General features: G+C 72.5%; 14 protein-coding genes and 1 tRNA gene. 6 read left to right on the top strand and 9 right to left on the bottom strand.

The annotated features are described in order from the left end of the window. Positions 1–15 precede the first annotated feature (15 nt). Entirely contained in the window at positions 16–405 is a 390-nt protein-coding gene (locus GSY69_RS03720; RefSeq protein ID WP_235936264.1) for a cupin domain-containing protein, read from the top strand. A gap of 70 nt (positions 406–475) precedes the next feature. Here the strand turns inward: GSY69_RS03720 and GSY69_RS03715 are convergent, their stop codons facing one another. After that, positions 476–886 (bottom strand): phage holin family protein, encoded by a 411-nt coding sequence (locus tag GSY69_RS03715; RefSeq protein WP_160952541.1) that lies wholly within the window; start codon positions 884–886, stop codon positions 476–478. A 171-nt stretch (positions 887–1,057) separates the two neighbouring features. Continuing rightward, positions 1,058–2,203 (bottom strand): MFS transporter, encoded by a 1,146-nt coding sequence (locus tag GSY69_RS03710; protein WP_160952540.1) that lies wholly within the window; start codon positions 2,201–2,203, stop codon positions 1,058–1,060. Between the two features lie 553 nt (positions 2,204–2,756). Between GSY69_RS03710 and GSY69_RS03705 the strand changes: the two genes are divergently transcribed. Continuing rightward, positions 2,757–2,829 (top strand) — tRNA-Ala (locus GSY69_RS03705). A gap of 135 nt (positions 2,830–2,964) precedes the next feature. Here GSY69_RS03705 and GSY69_RS03700 read toward each other — a convergent pair. Genes GSY69_RS03700 through GSY69_RS03690 form a run of 3 tightly spaced genes read right to left on the bottom strand, consistent with a single transcriptional unit; the run spans position 2,965 to position 5,309 of the window. Then, positions 2,965–3,747, bottom strand: coding sequence for a hypothetical protein (locus GSY69_RS03700; RefSeq protein WP_160952539.1), 783 nt, complete (start codon positions 3,745–3,747; stop codon positions 2,965–2,967). Position 3,748: 1 nt separating this feature from the next. After that, complete coding sequence (locus GSY69_RS03695) at positions 3,749–4,420, bottom strand: SatD family protein (RefSeq protein ID WP_160952538.1); 672 nt, start codon at positions 4,418–4,420, stop codon at positions 3,749–3,751. A 40-nt stretch (positions 4,421–4,460) separates the two neighbouring features. Then, positions 4,461–5,309, bottom strand: coding sequence for an MOSC N-terminal beta barrel domain-containing protein (locus GSY69_RS03690; RefSeq protein ID WP_160952537.1), 849 nt, complete (start codon positions 5,307–5,309; stop codon positions 4,461–4,463). A 116-nt stretch (positions 5,310–5,425) separates the two neighbouring features. Here GSY69_RS03690 and GSY69_RS03685 point away from each other — a divergent pair, with 116 nt between their 5' ends. Next, entirely contained in the window at positions 5,426–7,336 is a 1,911-nt protein-coding gene (locus GSY69_RS03685; protein WP_235936263.1) for an NAD(P)/FAD-dependent oxidoreductase, read from the top strand. A 232-nt stretch (positions 7,337–7,568) separates the two neighbouring features. Beyond that, entirely contained in the window at positions 7,569–8,798 is a 1,230-nt protein-coding gene (locus GSY69_RS03680; protein ID WP_160952536.1) for a metal-dependent hydrolase family protein, read from the top strand. 97 nt (positions 8,799–8,895) lie between these two features. Here GSY69_RS03680 and GSY69_RS03675 read toward each other — a convergent pair whose 3' ends face one another. The 3 genes from GSY69_RS03675 to GSY69_RS03665 form a co-directional block, all read right to left on the bottom strand. Continuing rightward, entirely contained in the window at positions 8,896–10,068 is a 1,173-nt protein-coding gene (locus GSY69_RS03675; protein WP_160952535.1) for a hypothetical protein, read from the bottom strand. Between the two features lie 101 nt (positions 10,069–10,169). Further along, on the bottom strand, positions 10,170–11,360 hold the full coding sequence (locus GSY69_RS03670) for a M20 metallopeptidase family protein (RefSeq protein ID WP_160952534.1): 1,191 nt from the start codon (positions 11,358–11,360) through the stop codon (positions 10,170–10,172). Between the two features lie 176 nt (positions 11,361–11,536). Beyond that, positions 11,537–11,971: an acyl-CoA thioesterase gene (locus tag GSY69_RS03665; RefSeq protein WP_160952533.1), complete on the bottom strand. Its 435-nt coding sequence runs from the start codon at positions 11,969–11,971 to the stop codon at positions 11,537–11,539. A 98-nt stretch (positions 11,972–12,069) separates the two neighbouring features. On the opposite strand from GSY69_RS03665, the gene GSY69_RS03660 reads away from it, so the two are divergent. Beyond that, on the top strand, positions 12,070–13,797 hold the full coding sequence (locus tag GSY69_RS03660) for an AMP-binding protein (protein ID WP_160952532.1): 1,728 nt from the start codon (positions 12,070–12,072) through the stop codon (positions 13,795–13,797). A gap of 56 nt (positions 13,798–13,853) precedes the next feature. Here GSY69_RS03660 and lysX read toward each other — a convergent pair whose 3' ends face one another. Further along, complete coding sequence (gene lysX, locus GSY69_RS03655; RefSeq protein WP_160952531.1) at positions 13,854–17,231, bottom strand: bifunctional lysylphosphatidylglycerol synthetase/lysine--tRNA ligase LysX; 3,378 nt, start codon at positions 17,229–17,231, stop codon at positions 13,854–13,856. A 36-nt stretch (positions 17,232–17,267) separates the two neighbouring features. On the opposite strand from lysX, the gene GSY69_RS03650 reads away from it, so the two are divergent. Next, the coding region (locus GSY69_RS03650; protein WP_328698752.1) for an NTF2-like N-terminal transpeptidase domain-containing protein at positions 17,268–18,595 on the top strand (1,328 nt) is incomplete at its 3' end.

Here is an 18,595-nt window from a genome sequence, read left to right as displayed (position 1 = left end):
AGCGAGGAGACGGACATGGACGATGAGCGCATGGAAGCAGCCGGGGCAGCGCACCTGCCGGCGGGGGCACTGCCGGTCAACGGGGCCATCGAGGCCACCGCGGTCGAGGTGCTGCTCGAGCCGCTTCCGCAGGAGCAGACCGTGGCAGGTCACCCGGAGGCGGGCGCCGGTGAGCTCGGCTCATTCCGCGGCGCGCAGCTGGGCGTCTGGGAGATGACGGAGGGCACGGCCACGGATGTCGAAGCCGATGAGGTCTTCATCGTCGTCGTGGGCCGGGCGGTCATCGACTTCCTCGACGAGGACCGCAGCATCGAGGTGGGCCCGGGCAGCATCGTGCGCCTGGCCGCGGGCGCGCGCACCCGCTTGACGGTCACGGAGCGCCTGCGAAAGGTCTATCTGGCCTAAGGCGCCCGCCCCAGCTGCCCCGTCTGCCCCGCCCGGAGGCAGCCGCCGAGGCGCGCCGCGGGCGGCCGGGTCAGTCCCGGCTGCGCTCGCGGTCGGGCAGGAACCACCCCAGGACCGCGGAGACCACGGAGACGATGAGCGCGGCGATGACCGCCGACCAGAAGCCGCCCACGCCCAGCTGGAACGGGGTGAACTGGGACAGCCACGCCGTCAGCGCCAGCATCGCGGCGTTGATGACGAGGGTGAACAGGCCCAGCGTCAGGCAGGTCAGCGGCGTCGCGAAGAACGCGAGGATCGGCCGGATGACCGCGTTGACGAGGCCGAAGAGGATCGCGAGGACGGCGAAGGCGACGGCGGTCGCGGGGCCGGTCCCCACCGAGGCTGCGAGCCCGGAGCTCGTCGTGATGGTGAGGGCGGGCACGAGCCAGACGGCGGCGGCCAGGGCCAGGGCGTTGACGGCGATGCGCAGGACGGCGTTCATGCCCCGCACCCTAGCGGGGCCCCGTGTGCGCGCCCTGAAGGGTGCGTGAGCAGACGCCGCAGCGAATCCGCGCCGTCACAGCACCTCACCCGCAGCCGTGCCTCACCCGCAGCCGTGCCTTGCCCGCAGCCGTGCTGTGGTGCCCCGCTCTGCCATCGCCGAAGAGCGGGGCTATGCGCCCCGGCCCGCGCCTCGGCGGCCGAAGAGCAGCGCACCGGCGGCCAGGAGGGCCGCGCCGAGCACACCCGCGGTGGTGAGCATGGCGGTGTCGAGGCCGGGCAGACCCGCGCCGCGTCCCGAGGAGCCCGCGGCCGCGGTGGCGTGCGCTGTGATGACGCCCAGCACCGCGACGCCCATGGTGGAGCCGATCTGGCGGAACGTGTTGTGCACTGCGGCCGCGGTCGACGCCTCCGCCGTGGGCACCCCGGAGACCGCCAGGTTGGACATGGGCGAGCTCATCAGACCCGCCGCGATGCCGACTACAGCCATGCGCCACTCGAAGTCCCACACGGAGTAGTGCGCTGGCAGCAAGGCGAGCAGCACGCTGCCGAGCACTCCGATCGCCAGGCCGGTGAGCATGACGCGGCCGGCTCCCAGGCTGGCGGTGATGCGACCGGCCACCGGGCCCATGAAGGCGGTGAGGGCCATCATGGGCAGGAACATGAGCCCGGTGCTGAGCGCGGAGTGCCCGCGTGCGTCCTGCAGGTCGACGGAGTAGAAGTACATCGTGCCGAAGAACAGGAAGAAGTAGGCGGCGCCGGAGATGTTGGCGGCGCTGAGGGCCCGCGAGCGCCACAGGCGCGGGGGCATGAGCGCCGATCGGCCCGCCCGCTGCCGGGCGAACTGCCAGGCGAGGAACCCGGGCAGCGCGACGGCCGCGATGACGAACGCGCCCACCACCCGCGGGGCGCCCAGCCCGTGGGCCGGCAGCGCCAGCAACCCCTCGACGAGCGCGCCCAGCCCGAGCGCCCCGAGGGCCGCGCCCACCACGTCGAGGCTCGGCGGGTCCGCGGGGCGGCCGTGTTCGGCGGTGATCGCCCGCCCGCCCATCACCAGGGCGGCGAGGCCGAGGAGGGCGGAGAGCCCGAAGCCCCACCGCCAATTCGCGATGCTGGTGATGAGGCCGCCGAGGACGGGGCCGGCGGCGAGGCCCAGGCTGGAGACCCCCGCCCACAGGCCCACGACGCGGGCGCGCTGGGCCGGCTCCTCGAACTCCGCGGTGAGCACCGCGAGCGTCTGGGGGAGCATGAGCGCTGTGCCGGCGCCCTGGAGGCAGCGGAAGAGCAGCAGCAGACCCATGGTGGGGCCGCGGCGCACGCGGCAGAGGACAGGGCGAACACGGCGACGCCCCACAGGAACGCCCGCCTGCGGCCGCAGGCCGCCCCAGGCCGCCGCCCAGCAGGAGCAGGGCGCCGTAGCTGAGCGTGTAGGCGGCGCTGACCCATTCGAGGCTGCCGGAGCCCACGCGGAACGCCGTGCCGATCTGCGGGACCATAACGTTGACCATCGTCGAGTTGAACATCGTGGCCATGGGGGCCAGGCACATCGCGAAGACGAGCATGCCCGGGCGCCGGGGGTCGCGCGGGGCGCCGCCGGCCGCCCCCGGTGCGTCGGGGGGCGGGCCGCCGCCGTCGCCGTCTGCGCTCATCGCCCCATTCCACCACCGATCGCGGCGGCGCGTGCGCATCGGCCCGCGGCGCGAGACGGCGGCGGGCGAGCTGACCTGCACGTGTGTGCAGGGCTGCGGTGCGCGCGTTCCTGCGCACGGAGTCCGGTGGCTGTCCTCGCCAGGGCTGCGGGCGGCTGCTGCGAGGGACAGGGCGCCAGTTTGGACACGCGCGCAGATGCGAGTACAGTAGCGGTGTCCCGAGGGGCTATAGCTCAGTTGGTAGAGCGCTTCGTTCGCAATGAAGAGGTCTGGGGTTCGATTCCCCATAGCTCCACAGTTCGCTTCATCCCATAGCCCCGGTTCCGCGCAGAGCGCGGGCCGGGGCTTTGCGCTGTTGGGCCTGCAGAGCCCACATGGCCGATAAATCGCTTATATCGTAGCGATATAAGTGATTTATCTTATTGGGGCGTCACCCCAGCAGCAGGAACGCCGTCACGGCCCCTGCGATCGACCAGCTCATGAGGCTGCCCACCAGGAACTCCTCGGCCTTGGCGCCGGTTTCGCGGTCGGCGGCGATCTCCGGGAAGCGGACGATGCCCTTGGCCGCCGCGAGGGCCGCCAGTGCCGGCGGCATGCCGGCGATGACGAGCGCCACGATGAGGCCGCGCTCCAGGGTGCCGATGAGTCGGCCCCCTCCCAGCAGCGGTGCGCCCGGCGCCGGGGCCGGCTCCTCGACTTCGACGGTGCGCTCGGCGAATCCGCGAATCGTCCACCGGCGCGGCGGCCGCACCGGTCCGATGGCCTGAGAACCGCTGGGCTGCCGTAGGTGGAGCAGCGCGAAGACGCTGCGGCATGCCTCGTTGGCAGGTCGCGTGAGGAAGCCCGCCGCGGCGGCCCAGGCAATGAGCGCGTCCCAGGCAACGCCGCCGGGAGCGGTGGCCCCCTGGTGCCACGGGGCCATGGCGGCCGCGACAGCGAGCGCTGCGCCCAGGAGGCAGAGCGCACCGATGTGAAGGCGGGGTCGCGCTCCGGCGTCGGACGCCGCCGCCACCGCACCCCACGCGATCGCCGTCACGACGAACGCGACGAGGCCGGGCCACCCCCAGACGCTCAGGGCCACGGCGGCGCCCGAGCACAGGGCGACGGCGCACGCGAGGAGGAGCACCCACCGGGGCGCCCGGTCGGTTCCGCGGCACACCAGCCGCGCACCCAGGTCGCTCAGCGTGGCAGCCAGCAGGATCGCCGCACCCACCTCAGCGTGCCTTCGCCTGGTCGGCCAGGAGGTCCAGGGCGACGCGCAGCGCCGCACCGCCGCTGCGGTGGAGCAGCTGTGACACCGCGGACTGCGATACACCCTCCTGCTTCGCGATCTCCCGTTGCGGGGTGCCGCGCAGGGCGGCCGCGGCCACCCTGCGCTCCCGGCGCTTCATGCGCGTGAGGCAGTGGTCGGCGAGGGTGAGTGCGGCGTTCACCGCGGCTTCGGCGGGGCCGGCGAGCGGGCCGTCGTCGCCCGCGCACAGCCGGCTGCGGACCCAGGGGTTGCCGGCGGATTGGCGGCCGTGTGCCTGCTCGATGGCCTCCCGCGCATTCCACCACGCGGGGCCGTCCTGAATGCCCGCGCCTCCGTGATCGTCCGCCGACCGCACGCTGCGGATGGTCCCCACGCCGTAGCCCACCCGCAGTTCCACGCCCTCGGGCAGTGCAAGGGCGGTGAGGGTGCAGCCCAGGATCGCGGTCGGCAGTTCGTCGTAGACGGCCTGGAACTCGTCCCCGACCGTGGGCGCGGGCGGGGTGCGCGGCACCGCGTGCGCGGCGCTGGCGGCCAGGGCCCGCTCGATCCCGGCCTGAGCCGCCGCGCGGTCGGACAGGCGCCGAGAGCCCACGATGTCGAGAATGACGGCAATGACCTGCTGCGAGGAGTCCATTGCGCCACTGTAACGCTTATATTGGCTATATATAAGCAATTTAATGCCCTACAGTGCCGGGCGTCTCAGCGGTGGGTCGCACCACCCGCGCATATGCGCCGAACAGCGGTTCGCCCCGCTCGTTGCGCGGCCGCATTGCCGCAAGCGCCCGTAGCAGCCCGCCGCCCCGCTCGCCCGTGACCGGGTCCAGGTCGATGACCGCGCAGCGGGGAATGGGGTCGCCCACGCGCAGGCGCAGCCCCTCCATGCCGCCCTCACCGGCCCCCGGCTGAGTCCGCTCCCCATCGCCTTTCGCGCCCGAGGCGCCGGCCGGCACCCGCTCGACCCGCACCTCGGCACCTGCCCAGGCGTCCTCACCAAACGGCTCGTCGGACTCGACGAGGAGCGTGGGCCGGAAGCGCACGAACTCCGTGAGCAGGTCCGGGTGTCCGGTGGCCTCACCGAGCGCCCGCAGCGAGCCGGTCGTCACGATGCTGGTCGGATCGCCGTACACGGCCCCGCCGCGCGGCACCCGGGCGAGCGCGACGCGCCGGCCCAGGAAGTCCGAGAGCGCCTCGGCGTGGGGCCCGGTTCCGAGTCTGGCCCGCACGCGCCTGCCCCAGTAGTCCACGTCAAGCGCGCGCCCCATGCCGACCGGGGCGACGACGATGCCAGCACCGGGGATGTCGAGTGCGAGGCCGGCCGCGCACTCGCGGGCGGCCACCCGCAGCAGCTGCGGCGTCTGCACGGTCTTGAGCACGGCGCCCCGCTCCGGGTCCACAACGCAGTAGCGGCGATCACCCACGGGACCGGCCGCGTCGAATCGGATGCCCGGCCGGGGTGCGTGGGCCGTGCCCTTGACCGTTGCGAAGCCGGCGCTGCGCACGCGCAGCGCGATCTCCTGCACCATTCGGCCTCCCTCCGCGCACACCGCGCCGCCCAGACGTTTGCCCACGTGGCGGGCGCGTTTTCGCGTCGTGAACACGATGGCACGGCCCATGTCAGAGGGTTAGTGTGAGATGGGTCATGAGCGTACACGCGATGGACGCACCGAATGGACACAAGGGAGTGGACATGACGAACACGATCGATCCCACAGCCGGGGAACAGCACCCGCAGGCCCAGCCGGACCCCGCGGCCGAGGATCCCCAGGCGGCCACCGCCGCCGTGCAGGACTGGCTCGACCGCTTCGACCGGGACCTGAAGGCGGGCGACCTCGATGCCCTCCGCGGGCTCTTCGCCCAGGACTGCTACTGGCGCGACTTCGTGGCCTTCACGTGGAACCTCACCACCCTTGAGGGCTTCGACGCGATCGCGGACATGCTCACCGCCCAGCTGCCTGCCATCCAGCCCCAGGGCTGGCAGCTCGCCGAGCCCGCCAGCGGCACGGCCGAGGAGGCCGAGGCGTGGGTGGACTTCTCCACGGCCGTGGGCCGCGGCTGGGCCCACCTGCGCCTGGTCAACGGGAAGTGCTGGACGCTGCTGACCACACTCCAGGAGCTCACCGGGTTCGAGGAGAAGAAGGGACCCAAACGGGAACTGGGCGTCCAGCACGAGATCACCCGTGGGCGCACCACGTGGAAGGAGGCGCGCGCACAGCGCGACGCCGCCCTGGGCTACGAGGAGCAGCCCTACGTCCTCATCATCGGCGGGGGACAGGGCGGCATCGGCCTGGCCGCGCGCCTGCGCCGCCTGGGCGTGCCCGCCATCGTCGTGGAGAAGAACGAGCGCGCCGGCGACTCGTGGCGCAACCGCTACAAGTCCCTGCACCTGCACGACCCGGTCTGGTACGACCACATGCCCTACCTGCCGTTCCCCGACGACTGGCCCGTCTTCCCCTCGAAGGACAAGATGGGCGACTGGCTCGAGCACTACGTCGACATCATGGAGCTCGACTACTGGTCCGGCACGGAGTGCGAAACCGCCCAGTTCGATGAGGCCAGCGGCACGTGGACCGTGCGCGTCAACCGCCGCGGCGAGGAGGTGGAGCTCCATCCCACGCAGCTCGTCTTCGCCCTGGGCGTGTCCGGCTATCCGAACATCCCCCACTTCGAGGGCGCGGAGGACTTCACCGGCTGGCAGGGCCACTCCTCCGAGTTCACCGGCGACGAGGACTCCTTCGAGGGCAAGCGGGCCGTCGTCATCGGCTCGAACAACTCCGCCCACGACATCGCGGCCACCCTGTGGGAGAAGGGTGCCGAGGTCACGATGATCCAGCGCTCGTCCACCCACATCTCCCGCTCCGACTCGCTGCGGGAGTTGGCACTGGGACCGCTGTACTCGGAGGAGGCGCTCGCGGCCGGCGTGACGACGGAGAAGGCGGACATGCTCTTCGCCTCCTGGCCCTACCGGCTGCTGCCCGGTGCGCAGATCCCCGTCTACGAGGAGATGAAGCGCCGGGACGCGGACTTCTACCAGGCGCTGGCCGACGCCGGCTTTGAACTCGACTTCGGCGAGGACGAATCGGGTCTGTTCCTCAAGTACCTGCGCCGGGGCTCCGGCTACTACATCGACGTGGGCGCCTCCCAGCTCATCATCGACGGGCGCATCCGACTGGAGCGCGGCCAGGTCACGAAGATCGCCCCGGACGGCGTCGTGGTGGACGGCGACCGGCTCATCCCGGCCGACCTCATCGTCTACGCCACCGGCTACGGGTCGATGAACGCGTGGCTGGCCGACCTCGTCTCGCCGGAGGTCGCCGATGCCGTGGGCAAGTGCTGGGGCTACGGCTCGGACACGATCCGCGATCCGGGACCCTGGGAGGGGGAGCTGCGCAACATGTGGAAGCCCACGAACGTCGAGCAGCTGTGGATCCACGGCGGCAACCTCCACCAGTCGCGCCACTACTCGAAGTACCTGGCCCTCCAGCTCAAGGCCCGCGAGCAGGGCATCGAGACCCCCGTCTACGGGCTGCAGGAATCCCACCACACCCGGTGAGTCCCGGATGAGGCCGCCGAGGCGCGGACCGGTGGGCGCCGGTTCGCGCCTCGGGATAGCGTGGGAAGCACGGCACTCGCGCGCCCGGGCAGGCCCGCACGATCGGTCCGCGCCCGCTCTGCCCGCGCACCGCGCGAGCCGCCGCAACCCGCGGTCCCGCAGCCGCTGCCCTCACCCGCAGCGACGGCACCCGAGGACTGCCTGGCACATCAACCCGTCCGAAAGGCACCCCATGAGCGCACCCGCATCCACCGTCTTCGCCGGAGCCACCGTCTTCGACGGCACCGACTTCCTGCCCGCGCCCCAGGACGTCGTCGTCGCCGACGGCCGGATCGTGGCCATCGGCCCCGCCGGGGAACCGGAGCGCCCCGCGGACAGCACGGTCATCGACTGCACCGGTGCCACACTCACCCCCGGCTTCATCGACCTGCACGTGCACGTGACGACCGCGCAGGCAGGCTCGCTCGCTGCCTTCTCCGAGCCGTTCTCCCTCCAGTTCTTCAAGGCCGCGGACCACCTGCGCAAGACCCTGCACGGCGGCGTCACGACGGCCCGCGATGCCGGCGGCGCCGATGCCGGTGTGCGCGCGGCCCTCGAAACGGGTCTCACGGAGGGACCCGACCTCACGATCGCGGTGACGATCATGTCCCAGACCGGTGGCCACGGTGACGGACACATGCCCTCGGGCATCGACTCGCCCATGCTCATGGAGCACCCGGGACGCCCCTCGGGCGTGGCCGACGGTGTCGAGGAGGTCCGCAAGGCCGTGCGCCGGATCCTGCGGGCCGGGGCGGACCACATCAAGATCTGCTCGACCGGCGGTGTGCTCTCACCAGCCGACGATCCGCGCCACTCGCAGTTCACGCAGGCGGAGATCGAGGTCATCGTCGAGGAGGCGCAAACCCAGGGCACGTACGTCATGGCCCACGCACAGGGCACGAACGGCATCAAGAACGCCCTGCGCGCCGGGGTCAAGACGATCGAGCACGGCATCTACTTGGACGACGAGGCGATCCAGATGATGAAGGACGCCGGTGCCGTCCTCGTGCCCACGCTCCAGGCCCCGCGCGCGGTCATCGCGGCGGCCGACGCGGGCGTGCCGCTGCCGCCGGTGCTCGTGGAGAAGGCCAAGCGCGTCGCCGACGCTCACGACGACTCCGTGCGCCGGGCCTACGAGGCCGGCGTGACGATCGCGATGGGCACGGACGCCGGGGTGGGCCCCCACGGGGAGAACCTCGAGGAGATCGAGCTGCTCGCCGCGATCGGGCTCACCGACGTCGACGCCCTGCGCGCGGCGACCACGAGGGCCGCCGCCGTCCTGGGCCGCGAGGACATCGGCACGATCGCCGCGGACACGGCGGCGGACCTCGTGGTCCTCGACGGGGACCTGCGCGAGACCGGGGTCGGCGACATCCGCCAGCGCGTGCGCCACGTGTTCAAGAACGGCGTGCAGGCCCGCTGAGGCAGTCCGCAGCGACAGCGCGAAGGGCCCGGCAGCCGCTCGGCTGCCGGGCCCTTCGCCGTGTCGGGCTCCTAGCGGAGCCGGGCGAGAGCGCGCCTCAGATGAAGCTCACGAGGATGCTCGCGATGACGACCGAGCCCGCGCTCACGGACGTGAAGCCGCCCACGAGCATCGGCGGGAGCATGACGTCGAGCAGGGCCTTGCGCTCCTCGTCGTCGCGGCCGGTGGAGCGGGCCACCTCGTTCGTCAGCAGGTAGTCCGCCGGGAAGCCGTACATGGCGGTGAGCGCCACGGACATGCCGAGCGCCGAACGCCACTTCAGCAGCTTCGTCGCGAGGAAGCCGCCCAGCATGATGCCGATGCCGCCCACCACGAGGATGGCGAGCACCGGCAGGATCGCCGCGATGACATCGGCCAGCGTCGCCTTGAGCAGCGGGGCCATGACGACCGCGATGACGGCCGCCATCGCCAGGCCGAACGAGTTCGCTTTCTCCAGCGTGCGCTCCGGCGTGAAGCCGAAGTACGTGGACACGATGCCCAGGATGAGCGCGACGATGGACGACGGGATGTGGGTGATGCCGCCCAGGAACGTGGCGAGCGAACCGCCCACGAGCACGAGGAACAGGACGAAGAGCTGGTTGTCGACGAGGTCCTGGGGCAGGTTGACGAGCTTCTTGCGCTTGGCCTGGTGCTCCTGGGCCGCCTGGTTCTCGGCCGCGAGGCGCGTGAGCTCCCCGCTGTCGCGCACGCCGATCGCGAAGCGGCGCAGCAGGAAGTTCGTCATCGGCATGGCGGGGACGGACTGGAGCATGAGCACGAGGGCGGGCAGCACGACGATCGTCGAGGCCACACCGGCCTTCGTCAGGCCCTCCGTCGTCAGGCCCGTGGCGACGATGCCGCCGGCCAGCGGGCCGGCGCCCGCGATGACCGTCTGGAAGTCGAAGAGCGGGCCGACCACGGCGAACAGCAGGCCCACGGCCACGGCCATGCCGGCCACGGAGATGAGCACCGAGCGCCACTGTTTGAGCAGGGTGTTGAGCGGGATGATCGAGCCCATGTGGAACAGCAGGGGCGCGGAGAGGATCGTGTAGGCCTGGAGCAGGGTCGAGTCATTCACGACGGAGTCGGGGATGATCCCGGCCTTCGCGACGATGAACACGCCCAGCATGGCGACGAGCAGGCTGGGCACGCGGGCCTTCGACCAGATCGAGACGAGCTCGCCCAGGGCGACGAACGCCAGCACGATCGCGGCTGCGTAGATGGGTGTCATGGGTTTCCTTTGCCGGTGCCGGTGGTGCGGGATGGGAGGGGCCGCCGAGGCGACCCGGGCTCAGTGGGCGGGCGCGCTCGCGCCCGCGCCCGCGCTGGGTTCTAGCCGGCGCGCAGCCGCTCGTAGGCCAGCTGTGCGAGCGCGGCCGCCTGGTCGCCCAGGACGGAGTCGTCGAAGCGGATGTGGGCCGAATGGTTGTTCGGCGCGGTCTCGAGGTCCGTGTCCGCAGGCGTGCAGCGCAGGAACAGGAAGCAGCCGGGCACCTCTTCGAGGACGAACGAGAAGTCCTCGGAGCCCATGAGCGGATCGGGTGCGGTGATGACGCGCGCGGCGCCGAACTCTGCGCTCAGCGTGCGCAGCGCGAAGTCGGCCTCCGCGTCGTCGTTGACGGTCACCGGGTAGTGCTCGACCCAGTCGACCTCGGCGCTGACACCGTGGGCGGCGGCGATGCCCTCCGCCAGCTCGGTGACGAGCGGACCGAAGCGCGCGGTGCTGTCCTTCGACAGCGTGCGCACGGTGGCGCCCACGGTCGCCGTGTCCGGGATGATGTTGACGGCGGTGCCGGCCTGCAGCTGCGTGACAGTGGCGACCACCGGGTCGAAGACGCTGAACCTGCGGGTGACAAGCGACTGGATGGCCGTGCCGAACTCCAGGGCCGCCGGCACGGGGTCCTGCGCCAGGTGGGGCGCCGAGCCGTGGCCGCCGACTCCGCGGAAGACGACGTGCAGGTCGTTGACGCCGGCGAGCATGGTGCCCGGGCGCGTGGCGAACTCGCCGAGCGGCCCGGGTCCCACGTGGATCCCGTAGGCCGCGATGGGCCGGTCGCCAGCCGCGTCGAGCAGGCCCTCGGCGATCATCGGCTGCGCCCCGCCGGGGGACTCCTCGCCGGGCTGGAACATGAAGACGACGGAACCGGGCAGCTCGTCCCGCTGGGCCGCGAGCAGGCGGGCGGCGCCCACGAGGCCCGCGGTGTGCAGGTCATGCCCGCACGCGTGCATGCGGCCGTTGGCGGAGGCGAACTCCTCGCCGGACTCCTCGTGCAGGGGCAGGGCGTCCATGTCGCCGCGCAGGAGCACTACCGGACCGGGCTTACCGCCCCGCAGCACGGCGGTGATGGACGAGACGCTGCGGCCCAGGGTGATCTCCAACGGCAGGCCGTCGAGCGCGGAGAGCACCTCGGACTGGGTGAGCGGCAGCTCGTTGCCGAGCTCCGGGATCTGATGCAGGGTGCGGCGGAGCTCGACGAGGTCGGGCAGCAGCGCGGCCCCCTCGGCGGGGAAGTCGATGGCCATGTGAACTCCATGTGAGGCGGGCAACAATCTGCCGGGAACACTAGCACCGTGCCCGTTTCGAACGCGTAACACCGGCCGTTGCCGGGGGCCTCATTTCACATGGTGGGACGTTGTTCTGCGAATCGTGACGTGCCGCGTCATCCGGCACCGTCACTCGCCCGCATCACTCGCTCGCGTCATTCACCCGCGGCGGTGAAGCGCGCGAACGCGCCGCGAGCACCCTCGTCCAACGGCAGCGGGCGGCGCGTGTGCGCGTCGATCTGGACCATGACGCTGCGCGCCCGCGCGCACACCTCGCCCCCGCTGGCGAGCTCCTGGTCGACGGTGAGGGAGGTGGTGCCCAGGCGCTGCACCCGCGAGCCGATCGTCACGGTGCCCGGCCAGTGGACCTCGCGCAGGTAGTCGATCGTGATCTGGGCGAGCACGAATTCACCCGGCCAGGCGTCCCCGGGGCCCAGGGCGTCTGCCAGCAGCGCCACGCGGCCGGTCTCGAAGAACGTGGCGTAGACCGCGTTATTCACGTGCCCCTGCCGGTCCGTGTCGCCGTAGCGCAGGATGTCCGTGGCGTGCGTCGGGAAGTGGGCCAGGGTGTCGGCGTTGGATTCGCTCATGGCCCCATCCTGCCAGCCGCCCTGGGCTAGGCTTCGATGTGACGCGGAGCACCCTCACGGGCCCGCTCGAGCAGACCCCTTCGAAGGAGCACAGCGACGTGACCTCAACCACCCAGCCGGAGCGCACCCCCGCCGCCCTGTCCTACGCCTCGGGACCCTCGCAGTTCCCGCTGCTCGGCGACACGATCGGCGGCCACTTCTCCCGGATCGCCGCCGCCTCACCGCAGGCGACCGCGCTCATCGACCGCCCCTCGGGTCGCCGGTGGACCTACGAGGAGCTCGAGTCGGACGTCGACGCCCTGGCCTACGCGCTCATCGAGCGCGGGATCGCCAAGGGCGACCGCGTGGGGATCTGGGCGCAGAACCTGCCGGAGTGGACGCTGACGATGTACGCGTGCGCCAAGGTCGGCGCGATCCTCGTGAACATCAACCCGGCCTACCGGACGCACGAACTCGAGTTCGTCGTCCGGCAGTCCGGCACCCGCCTGCTCATCAGCCAGCTGACGGCCCCGCCCCATTCGAACTTCGAGCAGATCGCCCGCGAGGTCGCGCAGGGCGCAAGCGGCCTCGAACTCGTCTTCATCGACACCGCCCACGCCGAGGTCACCGGCGAGGACGAGCGCCCGGCGGCCATCCAGCCGTCCGAGTCGTTCGCCGCGCTCATGGAGCGCGGGCGGGCCCTGGGCTCGGACGCGGGCGCCAAGATGCCCGTGCGGCTGCGCCAGGCCATGGGCGCCCTCGACGCGGACGATCCCATCAACCTCCAGTACACCTCCGGCACCACCGGGTTCCCCAAGGGGGTGACGCTCACCCACCACAACCTGCTCAACAACGGCTACTCGATCGGCGAGGTGCTCGCCTACACGGGCGAGGACCGCGTGGTGCTCCCCGTGCCGTTCTTCCACTGCTTCGGGATGGTCATCGGCTTCCTCGCGATCTTCTCCCACGGCGCCTCCGCCATCATCCCCTCGCCCGGCTTCGACCCGGAGCGCTCGCTGGCCGCGGCCGCCGAGGAGCGGGCCACCAGCCTCTACGGCGTGCCCACGATGTTCATCGCGGAGCTCGACCTGCCGAACTTCGCCGACTACGACCTCACGAGCCTGCGCACCGGCGTCATGGCCGGCTCGCCTTGCCCCGTGGAGGTCATGAAGCGCGTGATCTCCCAGATGCACATGTCCGAGGTCGCCATCTGCTACGGCATGACGGAGACCTCGCCGGTGTCCACGATGACGCGCACGGACGACACCCTGGCCCGCCGCACGGAGACCGTGGGCCGCGTCATGCCCTTCGTCGAGGTCAAGATCGTCGACCCCATCACGGGCCTGACCCTGCCGCGCGGGCAGAAGGGCGAGCTGTGCACCCGCGGCTACTCGGTCATGCGCGGCTACTGGGAGGAGCCGGAAAAGACGGCGGAGGCGATCGACGCCGGCGGCTGGATGCACACGGGCGACCTCGCGATCATGGACGCCGACGGCTACGTCGACATCTCCGGGCGCATCAAGGACATGGTCATCCGCGGCGGGGAGAACATCTACCCGCGCGAGATCGAGGAGTTCCTCTACACCCACCCGTCGATCGCCGACGTGCAGGTCGTGGGCGTCAGCGACGAGAAGTACGGCGAGGAGCTCATGGCGTGGGTCATCCTGCGCGAGGGCGTCGCCTCGCTCACCGCGGACGAGGTCCGCGAGTTCTCCCGCGGCAAGCTCGCCCACTACAAGATCCCGCGCTACGTCGAGGTCCGCGAGTCCTTCCCCATGACCGTTTCCGGCAAGGTCCGCAAGGTCGAGCTGCGGGCGGAGGGCGAGCGGCTCTCGCACGGGGGCTGAGCCCGCGCACCCGCCCGGGCTGGGCACGTTCGACCGGCCCGCGCCTCGGGCGCGGCTCAGCGGCGCGGGCGCACGAACGGGAACGTGAGGACCTGGCGGATCGTCGAGCGGGTCAGGAGCATGACGAGGCGGTCCATGCCCAGGCCCATCCCGCCGGTGGGCGGCATGCCTGCCTCGAGGGCCGCGAGGAAGTCCTCGTCGACCTGCATCGCCTCGGGATCGCCGTGCGCGGCCTTCCACGACTGCTCCGTCAGGCGCCGGCGCTGCTCCACCGGGTCCGTGAGCTCCGAGTAGGCCGTGCCCATCTCCATCCCGTTGATGACGAGGTCCCAGCGCTCCACCCGCCCCGGCTTCGTCCGGTGGGGGCCCGTGAGCGGGGACGTCTCCTGGGGGAAGTCGCAGTAGAACGTGGGTGCGGTCGTGGTCGCCTCGACGAGCTCGCCGTAGAGCTCCTCGAGGATCGCCCCGGGCCCCATCGTGGGGCCGATCGGGATGCCGTGCTCGCGGGCGATCGCGAGCAGCTCGTCGACATCGGTCTCGAGGCCCACGGGCCGGCCCAGGCGCTCGCTCAGGGCATCCTCGATGGGCACCATGGGCCAGTCGTAGTCCACGTCGGTCCACGCGAAGTCCGTGCCGCGGACGCTGCCCAGCGGCAGGCGCGGACTGCCGAACAGCGTCGTGGCGGCCGCCTTGATGAGGCCCTGCGTGAGGTCCTTCATGACGGTGTAGTCGGCGAAGGGCACATAGGCCTCGAGCGCCGTGAACTCCGGGTTGTGGGTCGTGTCGGCGCCCTCGTTGCGGAAGTTGCGGGAGAACTCGAAGATCGGCCCGGAGCCCGCGACGAGCAGGCGCTTGAGGTAGAGCTCGGGGGCGATGCGCAGCGTGAGGTCCGCCGAATAGGCGTTGATGTAGGTGCGGAACGGCCGCGCGGACGCCCCGCCGTGGACGGTGTTGAGCACCGGCGTCTCGACCTCGCGCAGGCCCTGGGCCGTGAGGAACGCGCGGGCCTCGGCCATGACCGCCGAGCGCTGGCGCAGCGTCTCGAGCTCGGCCGGGCTCGTGAGCAGATCGAGGGAGCGGTGGCGGGCCCGGAACTCGGGGTCGGCGATCCCGTCGAAGGGGATGGGCACGAGCGCCTTCGACTCGATCTCCACGGTGCTGACGAGCACCGACGGAGTGCCGTTGCGCGAGGCGCCCGGGCGGCCGGTGACCGCGACGAGGTCGCCGGTGTCGAGGTTGTGCTCCCACACCCCGAAGTCCTCGCCCAGCGCCGAGCGCTCGAGGACCGCCTGGACGTGGGCGCGGCCGTCGACGAGCTCGGCGAAGACGACGCCGCCGTGGCGGCGCAGTCGGCGGATGCGCGCCACCACCGGCCGCGCGGCCGGCCACGCGGCCAGCAGCGCGGCGGGATCCGGACCGGCCGCGGGCAGGTCGGCCAGGGCGATCCCGTCGAACGCGCCGATCGGGTACGGGCTGTGCCCGGCGTCCTGCAGCGCCCGCGCGTGGGCGAGCCGGTGGTGGAAGACGGGGGAGCGCCGGGGGCCGTGGGGCGCCTCGTGCGCCGGCAGCGCGCCCAGCTGCGCGATCCGCTCGAGCTGGTCGGCCGCCAGGGTCCCGGTCGAGCGGATGCGGCCGAACACCTCCGGCAGGAAGCCCTCCGCCATGGAGAACGCCACGCCCGCCGGCAGCAGGGAGGTCGCATCCGGGATGCAGATGAAGCGCGGGAACCACAGCGGGTCGTACTTCGCATTGGAGCGGTAGAGGCTCTCGAGCTGGAAGAAGCGGTTGAAGAACGTGAGCACGCGGCTGTTGAAGCGGGTGACGGGCCCGGCCCCGATCCGCTCGGACTCGGAGAAGATGCGCCGGCCCACGACGAAGTTCAGCGACACGGCGGCGATCCCGTTGTCCCCGCACCATGCCACGAGCGCCGCAACCATGGCCTCGGTCACGCCGTTGGGGGCCTGGACGGCGTGGCGCATGACGTCGAGGCTGATCGTCGAGGCGCCGGCCGGGACGAACGTCAGCAGGCCCACGGGCGCCTCGTCGACGAGGGCCTCGACCACGACGGTCCTGGAATCGGCCGGATCGCCCCAGCGGTTGAGCGCCATGGAGAACCCGCGGTCGTCGGCCCCCCGCAGCCACGCCTCGGCCAGGGTCCCGAGGTCGGCGAGCTCGGCGGGGGCGATCTCGCCCTGGCGGCGGATGCGGATCTGCGCGCCGGCGCGGGCGGCTCGATCGGCGGCGCGGCGCACCGGGGTCATCGCGGCCTTCTTGAGGTCGAAGCGGTCGACGTCGATGACGGCCTCGTCGCCCAGCGGGATGACGGCCAGTCCGAACGCGGAGTACGCGCGAGCCCCGGCCTCGGAGACGGAGCAGGCGACCGGGATCTGCCCGCGGGTGCGGCAGTGCTCGAGCCAGGCCGCGATCGCCGCGCCCCACTGCGCGGGGTCGCCCACGGGATCGCCTCCGGCCAGGGAGTGCGCGCCCTGCTGCCGGTAGGTCACGGCGGCGGCGCCCGAGGGGGCGAAGACTGCCTCGCGGTCGCGGCGCGTGGCGAAGTAGCTCAGCGCGTCCGCCTGGGGCCAGCGCGCCAGCAGCTCGCGCAGGCGCACCTCCTGCTCGCCGGACCAGCGGTGGGTCGACTGGACGGGGCGCATGAGGACGTAGGCGGCCAGCACCAGGGTGGCGGAGATGAGCAGCGAGATCGTCCCGGGCACCCAGATGGGCAGGCTCGGCAGCTCGCCCGAGTGCGGGCGGCCCAGCCCGAACGAGCGGACGAACGACACGAGCACGGAGAGGATGCCCGGCTCGGCGCTGCGCGCGGTGAGCTGGGACATGAGCGCCGCCCACAGGACGCACGCGAGCAGCCCCACGCCCAGGACGGCACCGGCCCGGGCGACGGCGCGGCCGGGCACGCGGGCGGGATAGGCGGGCCGCAGCCACCAGGTGACGACGATGAAGAACGCGCAGGCGAGGATCGCCACGGATTCGAGCGCGGTGTGCAGCGCCACCCACTGCGGCGGGTGCGTCCGCACGCCGTGCGTCCAGATCCAGAACAGGGCGCGCACGGAGATGAGCGCGCCCAGCACCTCGGTGATGACCACGAGGATGAGGGCCAGGCGCATGCGGCGCTTGAGCCCCCAGGCCAGCAGGCACAGGAGCACCACGGAGACCGGGGAGGGCGCGACGGGGATGTTGAGCGCCCCGGAGGCCAGGACCGGCCACACCACGACGGTCGGGGCGACTCGGCCCAGCAGCCACAGGAGGGCGGCGGCGAGGCCCGCATAGGCGTAGAGCGCGGCGAGCATGCGGGCGACGAGCTCGCGGCCCTCGGGCGAGCGCAGGGAGGCGATGCGGCCGCCGCGCTGGGCGTGGGCAAGCGGACCGGGCCGCCCGCTCCGGGCACTGTGGGGGGTCTGTGGCTGCGCGTTCATTAGACTCCATCCAAACACAGGGAGGGAGACCGGCCGATGAAGCGCGCGCGCATTGTGCTCGCGGCGATCCTCCTCGTCGCGCTGGGGCTGGGCCTCGGACTGCTCATCCGGCTCAACCCGGACATGGGCACGACACCGGACTCCGCGGCCCGCCGCGCCGCCGAGTCCCTCGAGTCCGGCGCCGTGGGCTCCGGCCCGTGGACGGATCCCGGGGCCGCCGATGCGGGGGCCAAGCGGGCGCTTGCGCCGCTGGGCGCGCTGGGGGTGGCCCATCCCGCAGTCGTCGACGTCGGCGAGGTCACGCGCACCGACGATGCGCATGCGACGGCCCGGGTGCGCATCGGCTGGATCACGGACCCCGGATCGGCCACGCAGGTCCCCGACTGGACCTATGACAGCGCGCTGACGGTGCGCAAGGAGCGCCTCTCGTGGCGCGCCGTGTGGGATCCCGCGATCATCCACCCCCGGCTGAGCCAGCGCCGCGGCTTCGCCGTCGAGACCACCGGCGCCGAGCGCGGGCCGGTCACCGCGGCGGACGGCACCGCGATCGCCAGCACGCAGGACATCGTCGCCGTGGGCATCGAGAGGGCACGGGCGAAGGACCCCGCCGCCGTCGCGCGGCGCACGGCGGCCATTACGGGAGTGGACGGGGAGGCCCTGACCGCCCGCGTGGCGCGCGCGAAGCCCCACGCGTTCGTCGAGGCGATCACGCTGCGCCGCAGCGAATACCGGCGGCTGGCGGGCCGGCTGCGACCGCTGGCGGGCACCGTCTTCCACGCCCAGCGCCGGCCGATCGCGCTGCGCACCGGGTTCGCGGCCAGCGCCCTGGGCCGCGTGGGTCCGGCCACGGCGGAGCAGATCCGCGCCGGCGGCCCCGCCGTCCGGGCGGGGCAGCTCGTGGGGCAGTCGGGGATCCAGCGGGCCTTCGACTCCGCGCTGCGCGGGCGCCCGGGCTTTGCGGTCCGGATCGTGGGGCCGGCCGACGTCGAGCGGGCCTCGCGCACGGTGGCCGACGGGGATGCCGAGGGAGCCGCCGCGGCCGATGCGGACCTCCCGGAGCCCGAGCGCACCGGGTCGGCCCAGCGCGGTGCGCCGGTGGCGACCTCCCTCGACATTCCCGCCCAGGAGTCACTCGATACCGCACTGGCCCAGCACCCCGCGGTGCACGCGGCGCTCGTGCGCCCGGACGGCACCGTCGCGGCGCTGGGCGACGGGCGCGCAGCGGATGGGCGCGCAGCGGATGGGGGTGCAGCGGACGGGCGCTCAACCGGCGGGAGCGGCGGCGACCCCACGGGCTCGCGCACCGGGCTCTACCCCGGCGGCCCGGTGGCCGTTGCCGCCGCGGCCGGGGCATCGCCGCAGGG

The organism is Brevibacterium rongguiense, from assembly GCF_009857845.1.
GTDB lineage: Bacteria > Actinomycetota > Actinomycetes > Actinomycetales > Brevibacteriaceae > Brevibacterium > Brevibacterium rongguiense.
This window is presented reverse-complemented; position numbering and strand designations above follow the sequence as displayed.